This is a genomic window from Streptococcus sp. GP0011 (assembly GCF_030546305.1).
Lineage (GTDB): Bacteria > Bacillota > Bacilli > Lactobacillales > Streptococcaceae > Streptococcus.
Genome location: NZ_JAUONR010000002.1, coordinates 55,479 through 74,502, shown reverse-complemented (window position 1 = coordinate 74,502; position 19,024 = coordinate 55,479). Strand labels below are relative to the sequence as shown.

12 protein-coding genes, 1 tRNA gene and 1 pseudogene are annotated in these 19,024 nt (G+C 35.1%); 2 read left to right on the top strand and 12 right to left on the bottom strand.

The window, feature by feature from the left end; genetic code table 11:
* Positions 1-28 precede the first annotated feature (28 nt).
* From Q4443_RS02695 to Q4443_RS02685, 3 genes are all read right to left on the bottom strand, one after another.
* Positions 29-262, bottom strand: a complete 234-nt coding sequence (locus Q4443_RS02695; RefSeq protein ID WP_001088138.1) for a hypothetical protein — start codon at positions 260-262, stop codon at positions 29-31.
* Between the two features lie 86 nt (positions 263-348).
* Positions 349-729 (bottom strand): rhodanese-like domain-containing protein, encoded by a 381-nt coding sequence (locus Q4443_RS02690; protein WP_303407910.1) that lies wholly within the window; start codon positions 727-729, stop codon positions 349-351.
* Positions 726-959 (bottom strand): YqgQ family protein, encoded by a 234-nt coding sequence (locus Q4443_RS02685; protein ID WP_044135604.1) that lies wholly within the window; start codon positions 957-959, stop codon positions 726-728. Before Q4443_RS02685 ends, Q4443_RS02690 begins: the two co-directional genes overlap by 4 nt.
* Positions 960-1,061: 102 nt before the next feature.
* Here Q4443_RS02685 and Q4443_RS02680 point away from each other — a divergent pair, with 102 nt between their 5' ends.
* Both Q4443_RS02680 and Q4443_RS02675 read left to right on the top strand, forming a co-directional pair.
* On the top strand, positions 1,062-1,970 hold the full coding sequence (locus Q4443_RS02680; protein WP_001222578.1) for a LysR family transcriptional regulator: 909 nt from the start codon (positions 1,062-1,064) through the stop codon (positions 1,968-1,970).
* Positions 1,971-2,014: 44 nt separating this feature from the next.
* Positions 2,015-3,814 (top strand): N-acetylmuramoyl-L-alanine amidase, encoded by a 1,800-nt coding sequence (locus tag Q4443_RS02675; RefSeq protein WP_049518941.1) that lies wholly within the window; start codon positions 2,015-2,017, stop codon positions 3,812-3,814.
* Between the two features lie 28 nt (positions 3,815-3,842).
* On the opposite strand, the gene Q4443_RS02670 is transcribed toward Q4443_RS02675, so the two are convergent.
* The 9 genes and pseudogenes from Q4443_RS02670 to Q4443_RS02630 all read right to left on the bottom strand — a co-directional run.
* Positions 3,843-4,160: a hypothetical protein gene (locus Q4443_RS02670; RefSeq protein ID WP_042902605.1), complete on the bottom strand. Its 318-nt coding sequence runs from the start codon at positions 4,158-4,160 to the stop codon at positions 3,843-3,845.
* A 226-nt stretch (positions 4,161-4,386) separates the two neighbouring features.
* Positions 4,387-5,256 carry a DUF6287 domain-containing protein gene (locus tag Q4443_RS02665; protein WP_049518940.1) on the bottom strand — a complete coding sequence of 290 codons (870 nt, stop codon included), beginning with the start codon at positions 5,254-5,256 and terminating at the stop codon, positions 4,387-4,389.
* A gap of 294 nt (positions 5,257-5,550) precedes the next feature.
* Positions 5,551-5,623 (bottom strand) — tRNA-Thr (locus Q4443_RS02660).
* 224 nt (positions 5,624-5,847) lie between these two features.
* Positions 5,848-12,336, bottom strand: a complete 6,489-nt coding sequence (locus Q4443_RS02655; protein WP_049518939.1) for a S8 family serine peptidase — start codon at positions 12,334-12,336, stop codon at positions 5,848-5,850.
* 430 nt (positions 12,337-12,766) lie between these two features.
* Entirely contained in the window at positions 12,767-13,552 is a 786-nt protein-coding gene (locus tag Q4443_RS02650) for an ABC transporter permease (RefSeq protein WP_049479566.1), read from the bottom strand.
* Position 13,553: 1 nt separating this feature from the next.
* Positions 13,554-14,372 carry an ABC-2 family transporter protein gene (locus Q4443_RS02645; RefSeq protein ID WP_000240154.1) on the bottom strand — a complete coding sequence of 273 codons (819 nt, stop codon included), beginning with the start codon at positions 14,370-14,372 and terminating at the stop codon, positions 13,554-13,556.
* Position 14,373: 1 nt separating this feature from the next.
* Positions 14,374-15,366: an ATP-binding cassette domain-containing protein gene (locus Q4443_RS02640; protein ID WP_001240789.1), complete on the bottom strand. Its 993-nt coding sequence runs from the start codon at positions 15,364-15,366 to the stop codon at positions 14,374-14,376.
* A 689-nt stretch (positions 15,367-16,055) separates the two neighbouring features.
* Positions 16,056-18,056 carry a hypothetical protein gene (locus tag Q4443_RS02635; RefSeq protein WP_241500626.1) on the bottom strand — a complete coding sequence of 667 codons (2,001 nt, stop codon included), beginning with the start codon at positions 18,054-18,056 and terminating at the stop codon, positions 16,056-16,058.
* Between the two features lie 367 nt (positions 18,057-18,423).
* Positions 18,424-18,910: pseudogene (locus Q4443_RS02630) on the bottom strand (transposase); the annotation flags it as partial.
* Between the last annotated feature and the right edge of the window lie 114 nt (positions 18,911-19,024).

The window sequence follows — 19,024 nt, the reverse complement described above, 5'->3', positions numbered from 1 at the left end:
TTATATTTAAAGCTTTTTTGTTTTTTGCTTATCTAAAAACTATTGCGATTGCTAGAATCCAGTTAAGAACAGAAACTACAAGTCCTACGATATTGAGAATTTTTTCTGTTTTATAGTCCAGTCCAGATTCTTTTTGGTATGAAAAAGCCAAGACCAATCCTATGATCCCCAAAATCAGACCCACTATTGGCGATAGCAAACCAAGGACGATAGATAAGATACCTAAAATAAGTGAAGGTTTTTTCTTTTGTTGTGAATTTATATTATAAAATCTCCTTAAAATTAATATAAATGATGATACCATAAAATGCAAGCTTTATCTATCATTCGACAGTTTTTAACAGAATGTTAGCTAGTCTTGACTTTCCCGTTCCAAGAATCCAATCCATAAGAAAGGATATAAATCTCAGAAAAACCTTGTTTTTTCAAATAAAGTGCTGCATTGGTCACTCCTTGTCCGCGTTGGTTTTCATAGAGAAGGACAGGTTTATCCTTACGAAGGGCTGCAAGGCTTGACTTCAACTGATTTGAAGGAATATTGCGAGCTCCGAGGATATGTTTTCTGTGAAATTCTGCTGGTTCACGGATGTCAATCAATTGCCCTTTCCGAATCAAGGCTTCAAATTCTGCATTATCCACAATCTTAGCCGCACGACGAATACGAAGGTAGTTATACCCCATCCATGCTGCCATCGCTAGTACGATTCCCCACAAAAAGCAAATTGTCATAAGTTCTTATCTCCATTTTTCTCTATGTAGTCTAATTCTATCTTGTGCTCTCTACGAAGAACAGCTTCCGCCTCTAGATAGTCTAGCTTGTCCATCAGACCTGCATCATAGATCCGAGAGAGTTCGAGCTTCATCAGTTCAATATCATACAAACGCTTCCCCATGTAAACAATAATGCCAAACTGTTTGAGAAATTGCTGCACATCATAGAATGTTTTCATAGCTTCCATTCTAACAGATTTTGGAGTTTTTTTCAATACTGGACCGGCTCTTTCCCCCTATTTTCTTCGTCTTCATTGCCCATTCTTCCGCAAGTATGGTACAATAAAAACATGAGAATTCAACAACTACACTATATTATTAAAATCGTCGAAACTGGCTCTATGAATGAGGCAGCCAAGCAACTCTTTATTACCCAACCCAGTCTCTCTAATGCCGTTCGAGACTTGGAAAATGAAATGGGCATTGAAATCTTTATCCGCAATCCCAAGGGCATTACCTTGACTCGTGATGGGATGGAGTTTCTCTCCTATGCCCGTCAGGTCGTTGAGCAAACTCAGCTTTTGGAGGAACGCTATAAAAATCCTATCGCCCACCGCGAACTTTTCAGCGTTTCCTCCCAGCACTATGCCTTTGTAGTCAATGCCTTTGTCTCTTTGCTCAAGAAAAGTGATATGGAAAAATACGAACTTTTCCTTCGTGAAACTCGGACTTGGGAGATTATTGACGATGTCAAGAACTTCCGTAGTGAGGTCGGTGTCCTCTTTTTAAACAGCTACAACCGCGATGTTTTAACGAAAATGCTAGATGACAATCACCTCTTAGCCCACCACCTCTTTACCGCTCAACCCCATATCTTTGTTAGCAAGACCAATCCTCTAGCTAAAAAAGACAAGGTCAAACTGGCTGATTTAGAAGATTTTCCTTACCTCAGTTACGACCAGGGGACGCACAACTCCTTCTACTTTTCAGAGGAGATTCTTTCACAAGAGCACCACAAGAAATCCATCGTAGTCAGTGACCGTGCCACCCTCTTTAATCTTTTGATTGGTTTGGATGGTTACACCATTGCAACAGGGATATTGAACAGCAACCTCAACGGAGACAATATCGTTTCCATTCCACTGGACATTGACGACCCGATTGAACTAGTCTATATCCAGCATGAAAAAACCAGCCTGTCTAAGATGGGCGAACGCTTTATCGAATACTTACTAGAAGAAGTTCAATTCGATAATTAATAGGAAAAATGAAAAAGAGAAAAGAAAAAGTTAGGAAATAAAAAGTGAAAAAGATACTACTGACCAGTGCTTTAATCCTTTCAATCGCAGGATTAGCACCCGCATCCGTCTTAGGAGAAGAAAACACTACTCAATCCACATCTGCTGTCAAGGAAGCAATTGCCAAAGAAGAAAAGAAGGAATCGAGTGTTGAGGAAAACTCTAAATCAGAAGTTCTTCCGAAAGTAAATGTGCAAGAAGACAAGCCCAAAAAAGAAGGATGGTACCAAGAAAATCACCACTGGCGTTTTTACCAAGATGATAAACCTGCTTTGAACTGGAAACAAATCCAAGGCAAATGGTACTACTTCGATCAAGATGGTAATCGTCTTCATTCTACTATCTACAAAGGTTATGCCTTTGACCAAGATGGTGTCATGATAGAAAATAGCTGGACCAAACTGGACAATCAATGGTACTATGCTGATCCTTCTGGACGACTAGCTCTGAACACTTGGAAAAAAATCAATGGTTCTTGGTACTATTTTGACCAAACTGGAAGCATGCTCAGCAACACTGCCGTTGACGGCTATCTGCTCACAAAAAGCGGGGCTATGGCGGAAAAGGGCTGGACAAAATTAGATCAAATTTGGTACTATGTCGCTCCTTCTGGAAAGATCTCGCAGGATAAATGGGAGAAAGTCAACGGTTCTTGGTATTACTTTGACAAAGACGGTGGAATGCTGAGTGCGACAACCTTCAAGGGCTACCTCTTCAACCAGAGTGGAGCTATGGCAGAAAACAACTGGGTCAAAATCAAGGATACTTGGTTCTATGCGAACGGGTCAGGGAGATATATCCAAGACAACTGGCAAAAGATTCAAGGTTCCTGGTACTCATTTGACCAGAATGGTGGAATGCTAGCAGACAAATGGAAAGAAAGCTACTACCTTAAAACCAGTGGAGCCATGGCGGAGAATGAGTGGATCTTCGATAAAGCCTACAAGAGCTGGTTCTATCTAAAAGCGGATGGCCGTTATGCAAATCAGGAGTGGATTGGAGCATACTACCTCAAGTCAGGTGGTTACATGGCAAAGAGCGAATGGATTTACGATAACTCTGACAAAGCACGCTACTACCTAGATGATAATGGGCATTATGTTTCAGGAACTTACAAGATAGACGGTAAGGAACACCTGTTCCAAAAATACGGCCAATGGATTTCTGAAGTTTCAACTGAAGGTGGATTTACAAAAGGACTATACAGCAATACCATCTTCCTAGATCCTGGACACGGTGGTCGAGATTCAGGTGCCTTTTACTACAATGTAGCTGAAAAAGATCTCAACATGCAGATTTACCGTAAGCTTCGTACTAAGTTAGAAGAACTAGGCTACAAGGTCCTCACTTCTCGTGATAGTGATATTGACGTTGATTTTGTTACCGAACGTTCTCGTATGGTTAATAAGACCAACTCTGATATTTTTATCAGTATTCACTTCAACGCTACTGGTAATACCTACTCAAAAGCGAGCGGTATTCAAACCTACTCCTATAGCGATGAACCTGATTATCCAAGTAAGATTAATAAATACTGGCACAATCACCCTGATCGTATGAGTGAAAGCAAACGCCTCGCCGCTGCCATCCACTCCTCTCTTCTAGCAGAAACAGGAGCCAAGGATGCTGGCCTGTTGGAGAGCAGCTATGCCGTACTACGCGAAACCGCCAAACCAGCCGTTCTCCTAGAGCTTGGATATATGGATAATTTCTCCGAAAACCAACAAATCAGAGATAGCCACTACCAAGACAAACTGGTCGCAGGCATCGTAAAGGGGATCCAAAAATATTACGCTGGTCGATAAAAAAAGTCTCGAGAAATCTCGAGACTTTTTATTTATCTTCTTTTTTATCCTTATCAGGAAAGAGGTAGCCAATTCCTACACAAGCTAGCACACCAGCACCAATCACCAAACCACTTGAAATTGGCAAAAGATCAAAAATAGCATTTGCGATGATAAAGGCAATGATCAAGCACATCAGACTAGCCTTGTAATCTTTTTTCAAAAAGTTTTCTAGTGTGAAATAGAGGAACAATCCTACCGGAATGAGTGACCAGAGGTTGACATCCAAACTTGGCCATCCAACAGAACCGAAATACAATACTAGCGCTGCTGCTACTAAAAATACAAGTCCTAATAATTTTTTCATTTTTTTGTCTCCATTTTCTTTTTTAGGTTCTTGAGTTGTCTGATACTGACCCCTCACGCCCCTTACATGAACCATTATAGCAGAGGAATTTTTCAAGAACAAGCCCTTTTGCCTATCTGGTCAATATCTCTGTCTAAGTGGTTGAATATTTGTAACAAAAGAAAAAGAAGCACTAATGGGCTTCTTGATTCTGCCGATTGTAACAATATTTTTGAACGAATACCATCTAGTTTTTCTTTTCCTTTGGCTCTAGAGAAGATTTGATTGATTCACGGTCTGCTTGTAGTTGAGCTAAGTTCTTTTCTGCTTCCTCAAGTTTACTGGTATCTGGTTTCACACGATAATAAACATTTTCTGGTTTCATTAACATAGACCCATAATCTTGTCCTGAAAGTAGTCTTTCCTCAGTATGATTGCTTTTATCCGTAATCTTTCCGTCATCAGCAGGTTGCATAACGACTCCACTTGGCACAGCTACTATTACAAATCCTCCAGCAACAGAATCTTTTACCCATGCACTGATAGACGCTGTCTCAGGGTTACGATTATCTTGTCCTTTTGATACCTTTAATCCAACTACAGATTCGTACTTTTGATCATTTGTAAACCAAGTCGCACGTACTTCTCCAGAATCATTAATAATGTATTCATTACCAGATTGACTACGCCAAGTACCTTCTAAACTAGACAAGTCATTGTTCTTAATTGCTTCAATATCTAATTTTGGAACAGCAGTTTCTTTCTTGAACTTGCTAACAAATGCTTCTGCTTCCGTAATTTTGGTATCTAAAGCAGTCAGTTGATCCTTGAGTTTCTGAATTTCCTCTTGTTTATCCTTATCAGTCTCATCTGTCTTTCCTTGGCTTGTAGACGATTGACTTGTTGACTCTGTAGTTGAAACAGCAGACGATGCTTGATTTGACTCTTTCTTTACAATCAGAAAATATGAGAAAATACTTACCAAGATAAGAGTGACTAAAACAGCGAGTGCTATGCCAATATAGATTTTTATTTTTTTATTTGGAGTCAACTTTGATTCTGACCGCTTACGTCCGTTAATCTCTTCAAATTGTCTTTCCCGTTCTTTCTTATTCATAATTTTCTCCTTTTTGATTTATATTCAGCCTAGCTTGCTAGACTTCATTCGTTATTATCCACGGATTTTTATAATTTTTAGAAAATCTATGCAAAAAATTCTAGAATGATTAACAGCCTATAGTCCTCTAAAACGGAACGAAAACAAGTGCTTATTAAAATATATTATACCACAAAATATAAATTTTAGTTTTAATTTATAAGTAGGAGTTTCTGACGTTAAATAGAACCTATCTCAAACGTTCCACCTTTCCTATATTTACAAAAAAAGAAGCCCGTTTGGACTTCTTGATTCTGCCGATTGCAGGGCTTGAACCTGTGACCTACGCGTTACGAGTGCGTTGCTCTACCAACTGAGCTAAATCGGCGATTACCCTTTTAGTATAGCACTCTGAGAATAGATGTCAAGAAATTTTTATCTCCATTAGAAAAAGCCTGTCCTGAGACAAGGCTTTTACATATATCTCTATTAAATCTCCCATTTTCATAGAAATCTAAATAATATATTTATAAATCAATACTTTCACAAAACTATGTCATCACCTCACTATCTAATCTCAGTACATAAACCATTTTTTCTATAGCTTTTGTCTTAATCTTTATTTTTTCTCTTCAATCCAAGAAAAGCTCCTACTATAAACATGATTCCGGCAGCTAATAGTGTCTGGGCTCCGCTTGCTGTTCCGGTTTTTGGCAACTCATTAGGATTGTTACTAGTTGATTTACTATTGATGTTGGTATTTTTATTAGTTAAGTTTCCTTGTTCATTTAGATAAATGTTCTTGTTAATTTCAAAGTTTTTATCATTTTCATCAGAAACAATACTGTTGACATCATTAGTTGAATTAGATTGTGTTTTTTCTTTCTTTTTCGATACATCAAAAGTAGGTTTATTTTCCTCCTCCTTTTTCTCCTCTATTTTCTTGAATACAGGTTTTATAAAGGTATCTTTTGATAGATTAAGAACATAGCCAGCGTCTTTTTTCCCTTCGAAACCAGAAATTTCCCAACCATCAAATTGGTATCCTTTTTCTAATTCACCCATATAGACAGGTAACATAAAATCTTCTTCCGACACTATCGTTGAACTCATTTCTTTTCCATTTTGAATTGTCACAGTCACCGTATGAGGTTTTAATTCGCTTACCTCTCCCGTATCTTTGTTTAAAATGAATTCTTTTACGGTTGTATTTCTTGCGAAATCTTTTACAACAATCTTAATGTTTAGTGTCTTATCTGTTAGTTGTTTAATATCATCAAATGATTTGTATTCTTTTCCATTAACATAAATATGTTGTTCTTGAATCTCACCATCGAATCCATTATTTCTTTTATCATTGATGTTAAAGACTACAGATTTTCCATTAGCATATTCGATACTAGTATTTCCTTTTGGATCAATCTTTACTTCTGGTTTGACATTATCATATAAAAATTGATAATGTACTCCAACCGCTTTCGCATTCAAATCGCTATAGCCAGTTTGAAGATAAACATTTCCATCCATATCTGTTACCTTATCTGGGAATCCGTTTGCTTTATAGTCTTTCATCCCCCAGTCCATGATGTCACCGTCTTTAACATTAAGCTTAATGTTAAAATCTCTAGTGTTATCAATGTGTAAATCTCCGTAGATTAAATAATTATCTACAACCGATTCATTAACTCTCAACTCCCAGTTAAAACCACCCTTATCAGAAATCTTACCTCTTAAATAAAATTCTGGATTTCGTACATAAATTTTATTAGTTTTAGATGGATTAAAGTAGTTCTTGTCCATTGAAAGATTTACTGGTTTTGCATCAATAAATAACGTAGAGCCATCTTCTTTTATAGCTTCTACATTGGACTTATCCTCTCCTGTGTACTCTTTACCATCCTTACCAAATAATACAAGTTTAGAAGGATCTGTCACAAGATTTCCATCGTTATCGATTGCCTCCCCTTTATCATTCATTTTAAATGTAAACACTTGATACCTTACAATGTTAAAGCCGTCCAAAGCCGACATTAATACTGATTGAGTACTTCTTCCATCTTCAACATTTCTACTATCAGCATAAATTGTTGTTTCTGATAAAACTCTTAGATTAGGATTGGCCTTTTGGATTTTTGCTATATCTTCCTTGTTATAGACTCCATTCCCTTCTAACATATCCGTTTTTCCAGGATTATAGGTAGTCACTTTTAGTGCATAGCCTTTTCTCAGAATGATGTTATCCTTTAATAGATATTGTTGTTTTTCTGAATCAGAATAGATTTTACCAGATTCCATGTCCGTTAAATTATTTGGTTTATTTTTTGAAAGATCTCCTTCTCCTAATTCTATTACATTCCCATAACTTGATGCATACGGATATTCTGCTTTAGTTTCCTTATTTTTTTCAGGCATTCTAATTTTAGTTTCAGCTTTTATCTGACCATCATCTTTGACAAAAAACCTCATATCTCCTGCAAAAGCTAATCCATCCACAATATCATTAATATTAGCGTATAAATCAAATGTCATCGTTTTTGAATGGGAATCATACTTGGTCGTTTTGATTTCTATCGATTTATAGTTATTTCCATAGTATACCTTGGCATTTTTAGAAACATTACTGATCTTTCCAAGAATTTCAAAGTGTCCATCTTTAGATGGGTTTAGAATGCCATAAATTTTTGATTTGATTTCATCAAGTTTTTCAGTTTCATATTCTAAGGCACTACCATCGTCATAAGCAATGATATTTCCCTTATCATCGTATTTATAATCGTATTCCTCTATTCTCTTACCAGTTTCACTTGTAAAGTCATCAACTTCTCTAAATTTCTTTTTAATGAGTTTCTTTAAATCTTTGCTTTCAAAGTCTCTAATTGTTGAAATTGTTTTATGAATAGTCAAGCTAGATTTTTCTTCGGTAGCCTCTTCATTTTCTTGATGATGTTCTACTTCAGTTGTATCTTTTTTAAGACTATCCTCTTTTCTATTTTCTAAATTTTTAAATTTAGATTCGGAAATCTCGCCAAGCTTTTGGTATTTAGATGAATCTTGATCAGGATCTACTAGATAATAGGAAATCATCCCATTTTTATCAGCATGATCAGCAAATTTAATTCTATGAATCTTTGTGAAATTGCTAGAACCGTCTAATGCAATCACTTCAATGATTTTTCCTCTTAAATCTCCTGCACCTTTAATTTCATAAATGGTATTTCCGTCTTTGTCAAGTTTTCTATTTCGTCCTTGACCCTCACCTGCATAAGTGACTTCAAGATTTTTCTCAACCTCTCCATCTTCATTAACAAGAGCGGCCCCAGCATACCAAACTTCGTTGGCAATCTCGTCAAATTTTTCAGGATGTTCTTTTTGATCTCTCGCAAATAGCGTTTCATTCTTATATTGCTCTTTGACCTTGTGATAAGTATCCTTTGTAATTAACTTAATTTTTCCAGGGTTTGAAAAATCAATTGAAACAATCTTTGGAGGGGTGTTATCAATTTTTACAGGAATATAGGAAACCTGCCATGGGTAATCCTTGGTTAATCTATATTTAAATTTATAGAAATATTGGCCTTCCGCAATCGGTTCAAATTGTCCTCGTATCTTAGTAGCAGGATCTTTTTTGTCATTACTTTCTGGGGCATTTTCTTCTCTACCTCTAGGGTTATAAATGAGTCCATCCCATTTCAAGTCACCCCAAACTTTTAGCTTAGAAGATTTAATGCCCTTTGCATCATTTCTTTTAGAGTTTAAAATTCCTTTAATAAAGTGTTCTCTCGAAATGACTTTTAAGTCTTTTTGATTTTCTCCTTCTTTATTTGTATTTACTATTGAAATCACCCCTTCTTCTGCACTTCTTAATACAAGTGGAGAAGGCGTTAATCCTCTCTCAAGTTGAGCATCTTGAGGATTTCCATTTGAATCTAAAGGATAGATTTTAGCAATATTAGAGCCACTTGATGAAGGTGCGTTGATTCCTTCGTTATTGAAAGCAAATAATTCTGGATTTTGATCTAGGGATGTTGTATTTTTATCTTTTCTATTTTGGATAACTCCTGCTGGATTAAATTTATCTATACCATGTTCTCCACCAATCCCCTTATTTAAGGTACCTGGAATTTTTGGTTTACCATCATCATCATAACCTTCCATTGCTTTTGATTTTGATCCTTCTTCCCAGGCCCATTTATCAAGGATTGGTTCGTGGTTCCAATTCCCAGCAAATCCCATTAGAGGCATCGACAAAGAAGGTTGGAAGTTTCTTTTCTTACCGTTGGAGTTTAGAGCTTCCATTTCTTCCACTGACTCAAAATGAATAAATGATTCTACAAATTTATTTTTGTTTTTAGCTTCTCCAACATTTATAACCGCATTTAAATCAAAGCTGGAATTTGGACCTATAGTGAAAGTATCATGCTCAAATGTGATATTTGCTCCTTTGACTTTTTCTGGGTGAATTTCTGGAACAATTTGCTTCCCGTCCGGAGATTTTTCATCTTTATATGTTTCATCGAGTTTTAGCCTATCAGTTAGAGCATCTGTAGTTACAGTTGATGCAGAAACTTTAAAGGTTAAAGGTCTGTTTGAGGTATTGTGAAGCTTAATTGTAAAGTATTTTTTATCACCTTTTATTTCTTTAAGAGAAATGGAACCATATGAATTTACCAAACCTTTAGAATCTGTATTTTTGAAAGTTGCTACAACTTCATTTCTCAAAGCGTTGGCAACATTAATTAGCCCCGCTCCCTGCTGTCTAGGTGATGCAAAGTATTGACTCTTTTCTTTCCAAGAGGTTGCATCCATCATAGGTCTTGCAGTATTTTGTAGAGCTATTTTTGTAAGACTTGTAAGGTCTATTTTGTCATCTCCCTTAAGATTTTTCAAGACAGGTCTTTCAAGCAATTCCTTTAATTTTGGTCGAATCAAAACAGTAGAAGCTGCTACGATTGGAGTTGCCATACTAGTTCCTGACATATAACCATAAGTGGATTTACCATTGATAACATTTAGAGTGGATTTAATATTTTTACCAGGTGCTGAAACATCCGGTTTTAAAAGCAAGTCTGTTCTTGGCCCCCAAGATGTAGACCCTGCTGGGACTATAATATCTTCTTTATAAAGTTCTTTGTCTGTGTCAGCTGCAAATTTAAAGTCAATTTCTTTTTCATCACCTACATTCGGTTTATTAGAATTATAGCTTTCCATATCAATTGGATAGTATTGTTCTAAGTTATCTTTAAAATCTTCCTTATTATTTCTTTTGACTTCAGTTTTTTTATCAGGGTTAATCATGTTCCATAATTTTACACCATCATCTCCTGAAATTGAAAATACTTGACTAGTAGTCCCTTCATCCGCTTCATATCCCATAGCTGGAAGGTCTGTCCAATTATCTCTATTGTAGTAATTTACAGTATTTACAACCATAATGGCACGTGCGCCTTTATCCGTTGCTCTTTTAAAAGCATCTTTTAAATCCTTGGTATAAATTCTATCCATTACTGCAATTTTGCCCTTAAGATCCAAGCCTATCAAATCTTTGTCTTGACCTTTGCCTATATATACAAATTTTAATTTATTTGGAGTTTTTGACCCATCCTCATTTGTTAGGATTTTATTTTTATCGAAAAAAGCTCCTATATTTCTGTATTTAAAACTTTGTCCTCCAATGTTAACCTTATCAAACTCAATGGTTTGATTTTTAGCAGAAGCGACCGCTATCGCATCTTCATGTGCGGCAGTTCGTGTTACATTTCCAGTATCTGTCATTTTCAGATTATTATTCGCTACTAAATCCCAAGAAGAACTTGAAGCAGAAGTCGCAAAATTACCTGTAGCAACAACCATTGGGATTCCAGCTTTTCTTAATGCTCTAATAGCCTCCCAATATTTCTCGCCTACAAGACCTGTTCCCGTAAAGCCAGATGATACCGAAACAACATCGACATTGTGTTTGATCGAATCTTCAATAGCATGAAACATTGTTTCATCACCCGCGAACCCAGATCCTGCGTCAGAGTACATTTTATAAGAGAAAATTTGTGCATTAGGCGCAATTCCATCTATGCCATTAAAGTTCTTGATATCTTTTTCAGTATCATTTCCAGCAAGAATCCCTGCAATATGCATCCCATGTGGGTCAAAATAATCCCTACCATCATCATATTTCTCTACAGTGATTTTACCACCATTATAATAATTGAACGCATGAGGGATTTTATCACTCAACCAATAATTTTTATCAGTGCCTTTTAAATCTTCTTTTTTAAATTTCATTGAGTCTTTGGCATCATCATCGATCCTCATAGCCTTATGCCTATAATCTGTTCCAGTATCGATATTTGAAATGACCATACCTCTACCATCAAAATTTTTCCCAAATGGAGCATTAATAGACTTTAGGTAATCAATAGCTTCCTCAACTCCAATTTCCTTTCTGGCATGATTCATCATTGGTTGGACTTTTTGTGATCGTTCAACCGACGAAACACCTTCCATTTGTTTAATTTTGTCCAAATTATCTGGAGTTGTTTCAATGGCAGCGCCATTAAAAATCGTATTATAGGTATATAAAACTTTTGTATCCTCAAGATTGGATAGTTCCTTAATTACTTTTTCTCCAGATTCTTTATCTTTAAATTCAGCAATATAGACAAGTTTATCTTCTTTTTTAGGATTTTCTGTATCTTTATTTACAAATGAGTTCGCATCATCTCCTTTGGATTGATTGGAGTCTTCTTTGATACTTGCTCCTTCGTTACTAGTTTTTTTGTCTATCTTAGGCTTTCTACTAACAACTTCTTTTTCCTCAATAACTGTTGTCTTCTTCTCCTCAGTATCCTTTGAAGTTTCTATAACATTATGAATATCTTCAGATTGTTCATTGTTTTCTGTTTCTTTATCTGCTACTACTTTTTCTTTACCAGAAATTTTTAAAGCATCTTCAGAACTAGGTGCATCTGCTACTACTTTTTCTTTATCAGAAATTCTTAAAGCATCTTCAGAACTAGGTGCATCTGCTAAAATTACCTCATTGGGGGCATATGCTGCTAAAATAACTGCAGCAGTAGTTAATGACAATACCGTACTTTTTTTCATTATAATTCCTTCATTTTTTATTTTAAACCCAATAGATAGAAAACTTTAACTTTGCTAGCCTTTGTTATAAAAAGTTTTATGACGTATTATCTAGTGGGATAGAGTAGTACATTTATATATAATTGTTAGCTCTCTGAAAAATAGTATATCAATTAAAAAAATTTAAGTCAAGAAAAATTAACCCAGGTTAATTTTTTTTTTAATCCATGTTAACAAATAGATTAGTCAATAAATATTATAGTTAACTGGGTACAATATAAACTCATTCCTCCCATCAAAAATAGTAGCAATCAACTGGAATAATTACCAAAATCGCAAAAAGGGGTATGGATAGAATTTATGCCTTAATAAACATGCAAAAACAACCGCTATAATTTTCAACGGTTGTTTGTAACATATTTAATGTTTAAATCTCATCCTATTTTATATCTTACGAACCCGCACTTTCGTAAGCGTCCAAGCCCCTGTCCCAGAGTTTTAAAGAAATAACAAAGAAAACAAGGGAAATCAACATCAAACCACCGATGTTAAAGAGCCCGTCTTTGTCCTGCAAGAAATAGCTGGCAGGATAGTAGGCCGTAAAGGCGAAAGGCACGATAAAGCTAATCAACCAACGAAGAAGCGAATTGTAAATGGAAATCGGATACTTGGCAAAATCATTAAACATATAGAAAATATAAATCATGGCACCTGACTGCTTGGTCCAAAAAGCGATGCTGGCAGTCGCGATTTTCAAGGAAGTATAGATCAAGGTCGCAAAAGGAATACAGACTAGAAAAATCAGGAATTTTGGAAGAGTCCAACCAATGCTAGACACTGTGGTCGCTAACAAAATACCACCGACCAATAGTTCGCCCAAGGCATCAATCTGAAAGGTCTCAACGAGGATGTGAAAGAGCGGATTGATAGGACGCGTCAGGTACTTGTCAAACTCTCCCTTTCTCACCAATCGTTGCCCCAGTGCCCAGAGATTGTCAAAAAAGAGATGGTCCAGTCCCTTGGGAATCAAGGAAAATCCATAGATAAAAGCGATTTCTTGAAAAGTCCAACCTTCTAGCGAGGGGATGTGTTGAAAGAGCACATTGAGAAACAAGAGGTTCAAGCCTTGAGTCAGAAAAACTCCTAGCACACCAACCACAAAATCAACCTTGTATTCCATGATTTGCTTGATGTATTGTCTGATAAAAATCAGATGCATGCGTTGATATTTTTTCATACTAACCTCCTTGAATGGTGATAAAGGACTGGACTCGTTTCCATATCAACTGAGACAAGCCCACCATCACTATGAGCCAGAAGAACTGTAGCAAGAGTGCTTGAAGAATCTGACTGGCATCGTATTTCCCAACAATGATCATAACTGGAGTATAAATCAAAGATGAAAAAGGCAAGAAGGACAAAATATCAGAAACAATCTTTGGAAAGAAAGCCAAGGGAATCAGACTTCCAGACATAAAGGCCACTATAGAAGTCTTGAGTAGATTGGAACCCCATAGATTTTTAAAGACAAAGGCTGAAAATCCAAAGCAGATATTAAAGAAAAAGTTGATTAGGTAGGCTAGAGTTAAGCTAAAAAGATAAAGGATGGTTAAGCCCAGCAATTCTACAATTCCTTGTCCTGATAAGATTTTCATCAAGACAATGACACTTAAAAATGGCAGTCCAACAGAGATAAAAATCAACCACTTGGAACCAAGCTCCGTAAAGAGATAAGAGGCCGCAAAATGCACTGGTCGCAACAAGCGCATGATAATGGAACCATCCTTGACCTCCTCCCCGATCATAAAGGAGCTGTCCGACCTAGTCAAAAGATTAGTCACAAAGCTCATGATGATGTATAGGGTGATGTCTGCCATACTAAAGCCCTGAATCAAAGATTCTTGCGAGGAATCAAAGACAGCCTTCCAGAGATAGAAAGCAACAAAAGCTCCCATAACATCCCCAATCCGATAAAGTAGAAAGTTGACTCGATAGGTAATCAACTCCTGAATCCCTGCATTGATAAAGGGTTTATAACGTCTCCACAATTTGACCATCTTAGAGCTCCTTTCGGTAGAAGCGACGGATAATATCCTCAATATCCGTATCCAACATCTTCAAATCGCGAATTTCAAAATCAGACAGGGTTTGCTTGATAATATCAGCTGACTGGTAGCGGGAACTATCAAATTCAATATTGAGGCTATTTCCTTGTCTATCAATGGTCATATCAGGCAGGCCTTCATAGTGAGAAAGGAGATGACTTTGACCTGGTAGCAGTTCAAAGGAAAGAGTCTTCATCTTGCCAAAGGTCTCCTTGAGCTGGCTAACCGTTCCATCAAAAATCTCTTGCCCCTTATCAATCATAAAAATTCGATCACAGAGTTGCTCAATGTCGCTCAGGTCGTGAGTGGTCAAGAGGATAGTTGTTTCTTCCTCCTGATTGATCTGGGTAATAGCCCGACGAATGTTGTCCTTGACCGAAACGTCCAAACCAATGGTCGGCTCATCTAAAAAGAGAACTTTAGGATTGTGGAGCAAGGAAGCCGCAATATCCGCCCGCATCCGTTGCCCCAGTGAAAGAGTCCGCACGGGGTCTTTGATAAAGTCCTTCAAATCCAAGACTTCATTCAAAAAGTCCATGCGTTTATGAAAGAGCGAGTCCGGCACATCGTAAATCTCTTTTAAGACCGTATAGGTCTCTTGCAGAGCCAAATCCCACCATAGCTGGGTACGTTGTCCAAAGACCACACCAATATCTTTAACATAATCCTGACGATTGTCCTGCGGAATCTTGCCGTTAATCCGACAAAAACCAGATGTCGGTTTTAAAATCCCTGTCAGCATTTTGATGGTTGTTGACTTCCCAGCACCATTTGCGCCGATAAAACCTAGAATTTGGCCCTTGGGTACCTCAAAAGTCAAATCCTTGACCGCTTCAAAGGTCTGCTTTTCAGGATGAATAAAGGAGCGCAAAGCCCCTTTCAAGCCTGGTTCCTTAACAGTCTTCACAAAATTTTTCTGAAGATGTTCCACTTCTATCATTGCCATATCTATCTCCCTATCGCAAGGAATAGCAACATTGTATTTTTGACTACAAATATTCTAAGTCCTTACTTTCTAAACTTTCTAATTGTTATTCTTACAGAAGGCTTTATACCAACCTATTATAGTCCAATAAAAAAAGGAATGCAAGCGTTTGCCTGTAGATTATAAAATTAGAGATTTCACTCTTAAAATAATACTTTTGAATCAAAAATTCTGGTTTGATAATTTCCCTAGAACACCAAAAAACCTGCCCAATGGGCAGGTTCTGTTTTGTATGGTTCAGCTAGATTATGCTTTACCTTCTGAACATAAATCATTTATTTACTATACTTCCTCATACAATAAAAAGAGCTATATTCAGGTATTCTTCTACCCACACTGTATTAGAAATATGCTTCATTATTCCCTTTAGTTCTTAAAAAAGTTTGGCAAAATAGGGGCAAAATCTTAAGTTGAATTTGCCACAAAACATATGACCTAATATGGTAGAGAGTTATCCTAATATATACAATACACCACGATCATTATATTAATTTTTGTAGTACTACAATACTAGAATAATATGAAAAAATTTTTCTATAATTGATGGAGAAAGAAAATATGTTTCCTATAGTACATGATCAGTTTTCAGACAACAAAAACTTCTTTTTACTATCTATTCCTCTATCAGTTTACTTTACTTCATTATTACCTTAGAATAAATAGATATTTTCATTTTCCAATATTACTTTAATACTGCTTAATTCTTTTTCAATTTTATGTTTATTATCTTCTTTAAAATCATAAAGCGAGGCCGATCTATTATCATAACTACATAATAGCAATCTGACAACAAAATATCTATCTAAGCTAAAATTACTTCTAGTCCCATCTTCACCAAGCTTCATAAATTCTTCATACAAATTTTCATCAAATGGTTTAAATATTGACTCCCACATCCATTTAATAAATTTTTTAGAAATAAATTGAGACACCATTAGATTTTCACATAACTTACATAAAAATTCTGATTCTCTTAAATCTTCGATGTTTTCTTTCATATATTGTCTATGAATAGATTTTTTCCATATTTTAAATTCTTCAATCTTCATTACTTCTTTATGAGACCGTTCTGAATGAGCTAGACAGAAAATCAATACAAAAATAATATCCTCTAATTTCATAAACATCAAAAGATAGTCTATAGCATTATCATCAAACAAATCTTGGCTATATCCTCCATTCAATAAAATATTTTTACTATGATTAACCCGTTTGTTCATGAGATATACTGGCATGTGCTCATCACTCATCATTTTTGAGAATAAATCAATAAAATTGTTATCTTTATCTTTGCTATCAATAGTCCATGAAAAAAGAATTGAAAAAATATCTGAAAAATACGTGCTATTTTTTCCTTTTTTATCAATCTCATTCAAAACATTCAATAAATCCATCATATCTTTAGGATTTTTCAGCTGATTTAAAAAGTTAATATCCTTTACTCTTTCTATCATTACTAAATATATCCTATAAATACAATAATTCCTTTTTAGATCATCTTGATTTGATTTATGAATTCCAAACGGCAATCTAAAACCATTTATATCTTCATTGCAGATTTGCCAAAAAATATCTTGATAATCTTCACTATCATAAAAGTTATTTTCTATATCATGTAATTTCCATAAATCTATTATTGCGAGATTTACAATTTCTGTAGGCATTACCTTTAAACGATTTAAGATACTCCACTTGTGTATATAATACCAGTAAATAATGTCTAGATTTCTTTTAAGTAAAATAGCATGAACTATATACCTTATTTTTTTATTTTCTTCAGTTTCATAATACTTCTTTATTCTTTTTATTAAAGCGTCTATTTTTTCTGATTCACAATGAAATGCAAGATTATAGAATTTATGTAATTCTTCTTCATTTGAACTAACATCTGTACCCCTATTTATAATGTAATCAATTACTCTTTCAATTTTAAATTGTAAGTCATCCTCTAATCCTACCATTGGTCTTACTATAGTTTTAAAACTAAAAATGTTATTGAATAGGTTTTTAAAAGACTGTTCAATTTCTGCTCTTATTTTTAATTCTTCATATAAATTAGTAGTTTTATATAAATAACTTTGTGAAAAGGTTTTACTTGATAATGCTACTGACTCTATCAAAAGCGCCGTACAATAAGTTGAAATGACCACAAACGCAGAAAGCCAAATCACTTTAATATATTCTATAATTTCATTTACACTCTTGAATACATTATTTAATATTTCGAAATTGAATTTCAACTGTGAACAGATAACAATGATTGGGAAACTAGCGATCAGCCAAAATAGAAGGGTAACCGGGAGTTCATTAAATCTTCTTAACCAGAAATTATCATGAAATTTTATTTTCTTTATATTGTACCCTAAATAGAAATTATCTTTATTATCAATATCAACTGTCTGTCTCTCTAGAAAACTTGATATAAATATCATTATTGAAACTAGACCAACTGACATCAAAAACATATCTTTACCTTCTAATTGAATAGAAACGTTTCCTACTATCAAGAATGATGATAGTAACAATGTTATCCAAATCGCAATATTTTTAATTGGATGTATTACAACTCCAATAATAAAACCAACTAAATTGCCAATTTTTCTTAAACAAAATGATGATACAACTAATAATTTATCAAATAAAATATCCATAATACTTTACTATCCCCCTAAAGAACTATTATATTTGCTACTAATATTAAATGAGCATTCATAAAAAACGAAAACTACTATTTATAAATCTAAGAAACAAGCACCTTTATTATATCATAACAAACATATGTTTTTTGCATTAGATCTACAAACTCATAAAAATGTAACTATTATACTTAGGTTTCAGAAAGAAATAAAATAAGTGCCAGAATTACCTGTCTTAAACTTGTAAAATTACTTTGATATAATGGAAATGGAATAAGCAAATGTAAGAATTTGCCACATTATTTTTAGTGCCTCTATCTCCAATTTTATTAATTGCCTGTTCTAACCAATCAAGTAATTCTTTAGATGGTGAATACTATAGTCAATTGAAACAAGAACAAGACAAAAGAGCCTCTAAAAAAGGTATTACAACTTGGTAATACCTTTTTGAGGTGCTTTGCGATATAAGCCCATGTTTTCTCAATAGGATTGTACTCAGGTGAGTAGGGAGGAAGAGGTAAAATTTTATGCCCAAACTCTTCACATAAGAGCTCTAGCTTACCCATTCTATGAAATCTTGCATTGTCCATAATAATAACTAATGGTGTATTTAATATTGGTAGGAGAAACTTCTGAAACCAAGCTTCAAAAAAGTCGCTCGTCATCGTCTCTTCGTAAGTCATTGGAGCGATTAACTCACTATTTGTTAGACCTACAACCAAAGAAATCCTCTGATACCTTCTTCCATACACTTCACCTCCTATTAACTGATCTTTTAATAAGCGATCGTATTCTCGATAAAAATAAGTATCGAATCCCGTTTCATCAATATAAACAGGTGCTAAGTGCTTTAAACTATTAATTTTTTTGAAAGTTCTATCATTCATTTAGCTACTCAGCATTCCTAAAAAATTAGATGTTCCAATTTACTTTGGGAAAGACAGTGATTTCCTTTGAAAACAGGCATAAAGTTATTATATTCG

Bases quoted from the DNA above. Each gene is read 5' to 3' on its own strand.
- Q4443_RS02640 (WP_001240789.1), bottom strand. From the start codon at position 15,366: ATGGCAATGATAGAAGTGGAACATCTTCAGAAAAATTTTGTGAAGACT.
- Q4443_RS02655 (WP_049518939.1), bottom strand. From the start codon at position 12,336: ATGAAAAAAAGTACGGTATTGTCATTAACTACTGCTGCAGTTATTTTA.
- Q4443_RS02680 (WP_001222578.1), top strand. From the start codon at position 1,062: ATGAGAATTCAACAACTACACTATATTATTAAAATCGTCGAAACTGGC.
- Q4443_RS02635 (WP_241500626.1), bottom strand. From the start codon at position 18,056: ATGGATATTTTATTTGATAAATTATTAGTTGTATCATCATTTTGTTTA.
- Q4443_RS02650 (WP_049479566.1), bottom strand. From the start codon at position 13,552: ATGAAAAAATATCAACGCATGCATCTGATTTTTATCAGACAATACATC.
- Q4443_RS02665 (WP_049518940.1), bottom strand. From the start codon at position 5,256: ATGAATAAGAAAGAACGGGAAAGACAATTTGAAGAGATTAACGGACGT.
- Q4443_RS02670 (WP_042902605.1), bottom strand. From the start codon at position 4,160: ATGAAAAAATTATTAGGACTTGTATTTTTAGTAGCAGCAGCGCTAGTA.
- Q4443_RS02685 (WP_044135604.1), bottom strand. From the start codon at position 959: ATGGAAGCTATGAAAACATTCTATGATGTGCAGCAATTTCTCAAACAG.
- Q4443_RS02645 (WP_000240154.1), bottom strand. From the start codon at position 14,372: ATGGTCAAATTGTGGAGACGTTATAAACCCTTTATCAATGCAGGGATT.
- Q4443_RS02690 (WP_303407910.1), bottom strand. From the start codon at position 729: ATGACAATTTGCTTTTTGTGGGGAATCGTACTAGCGATGGCAGCATGG.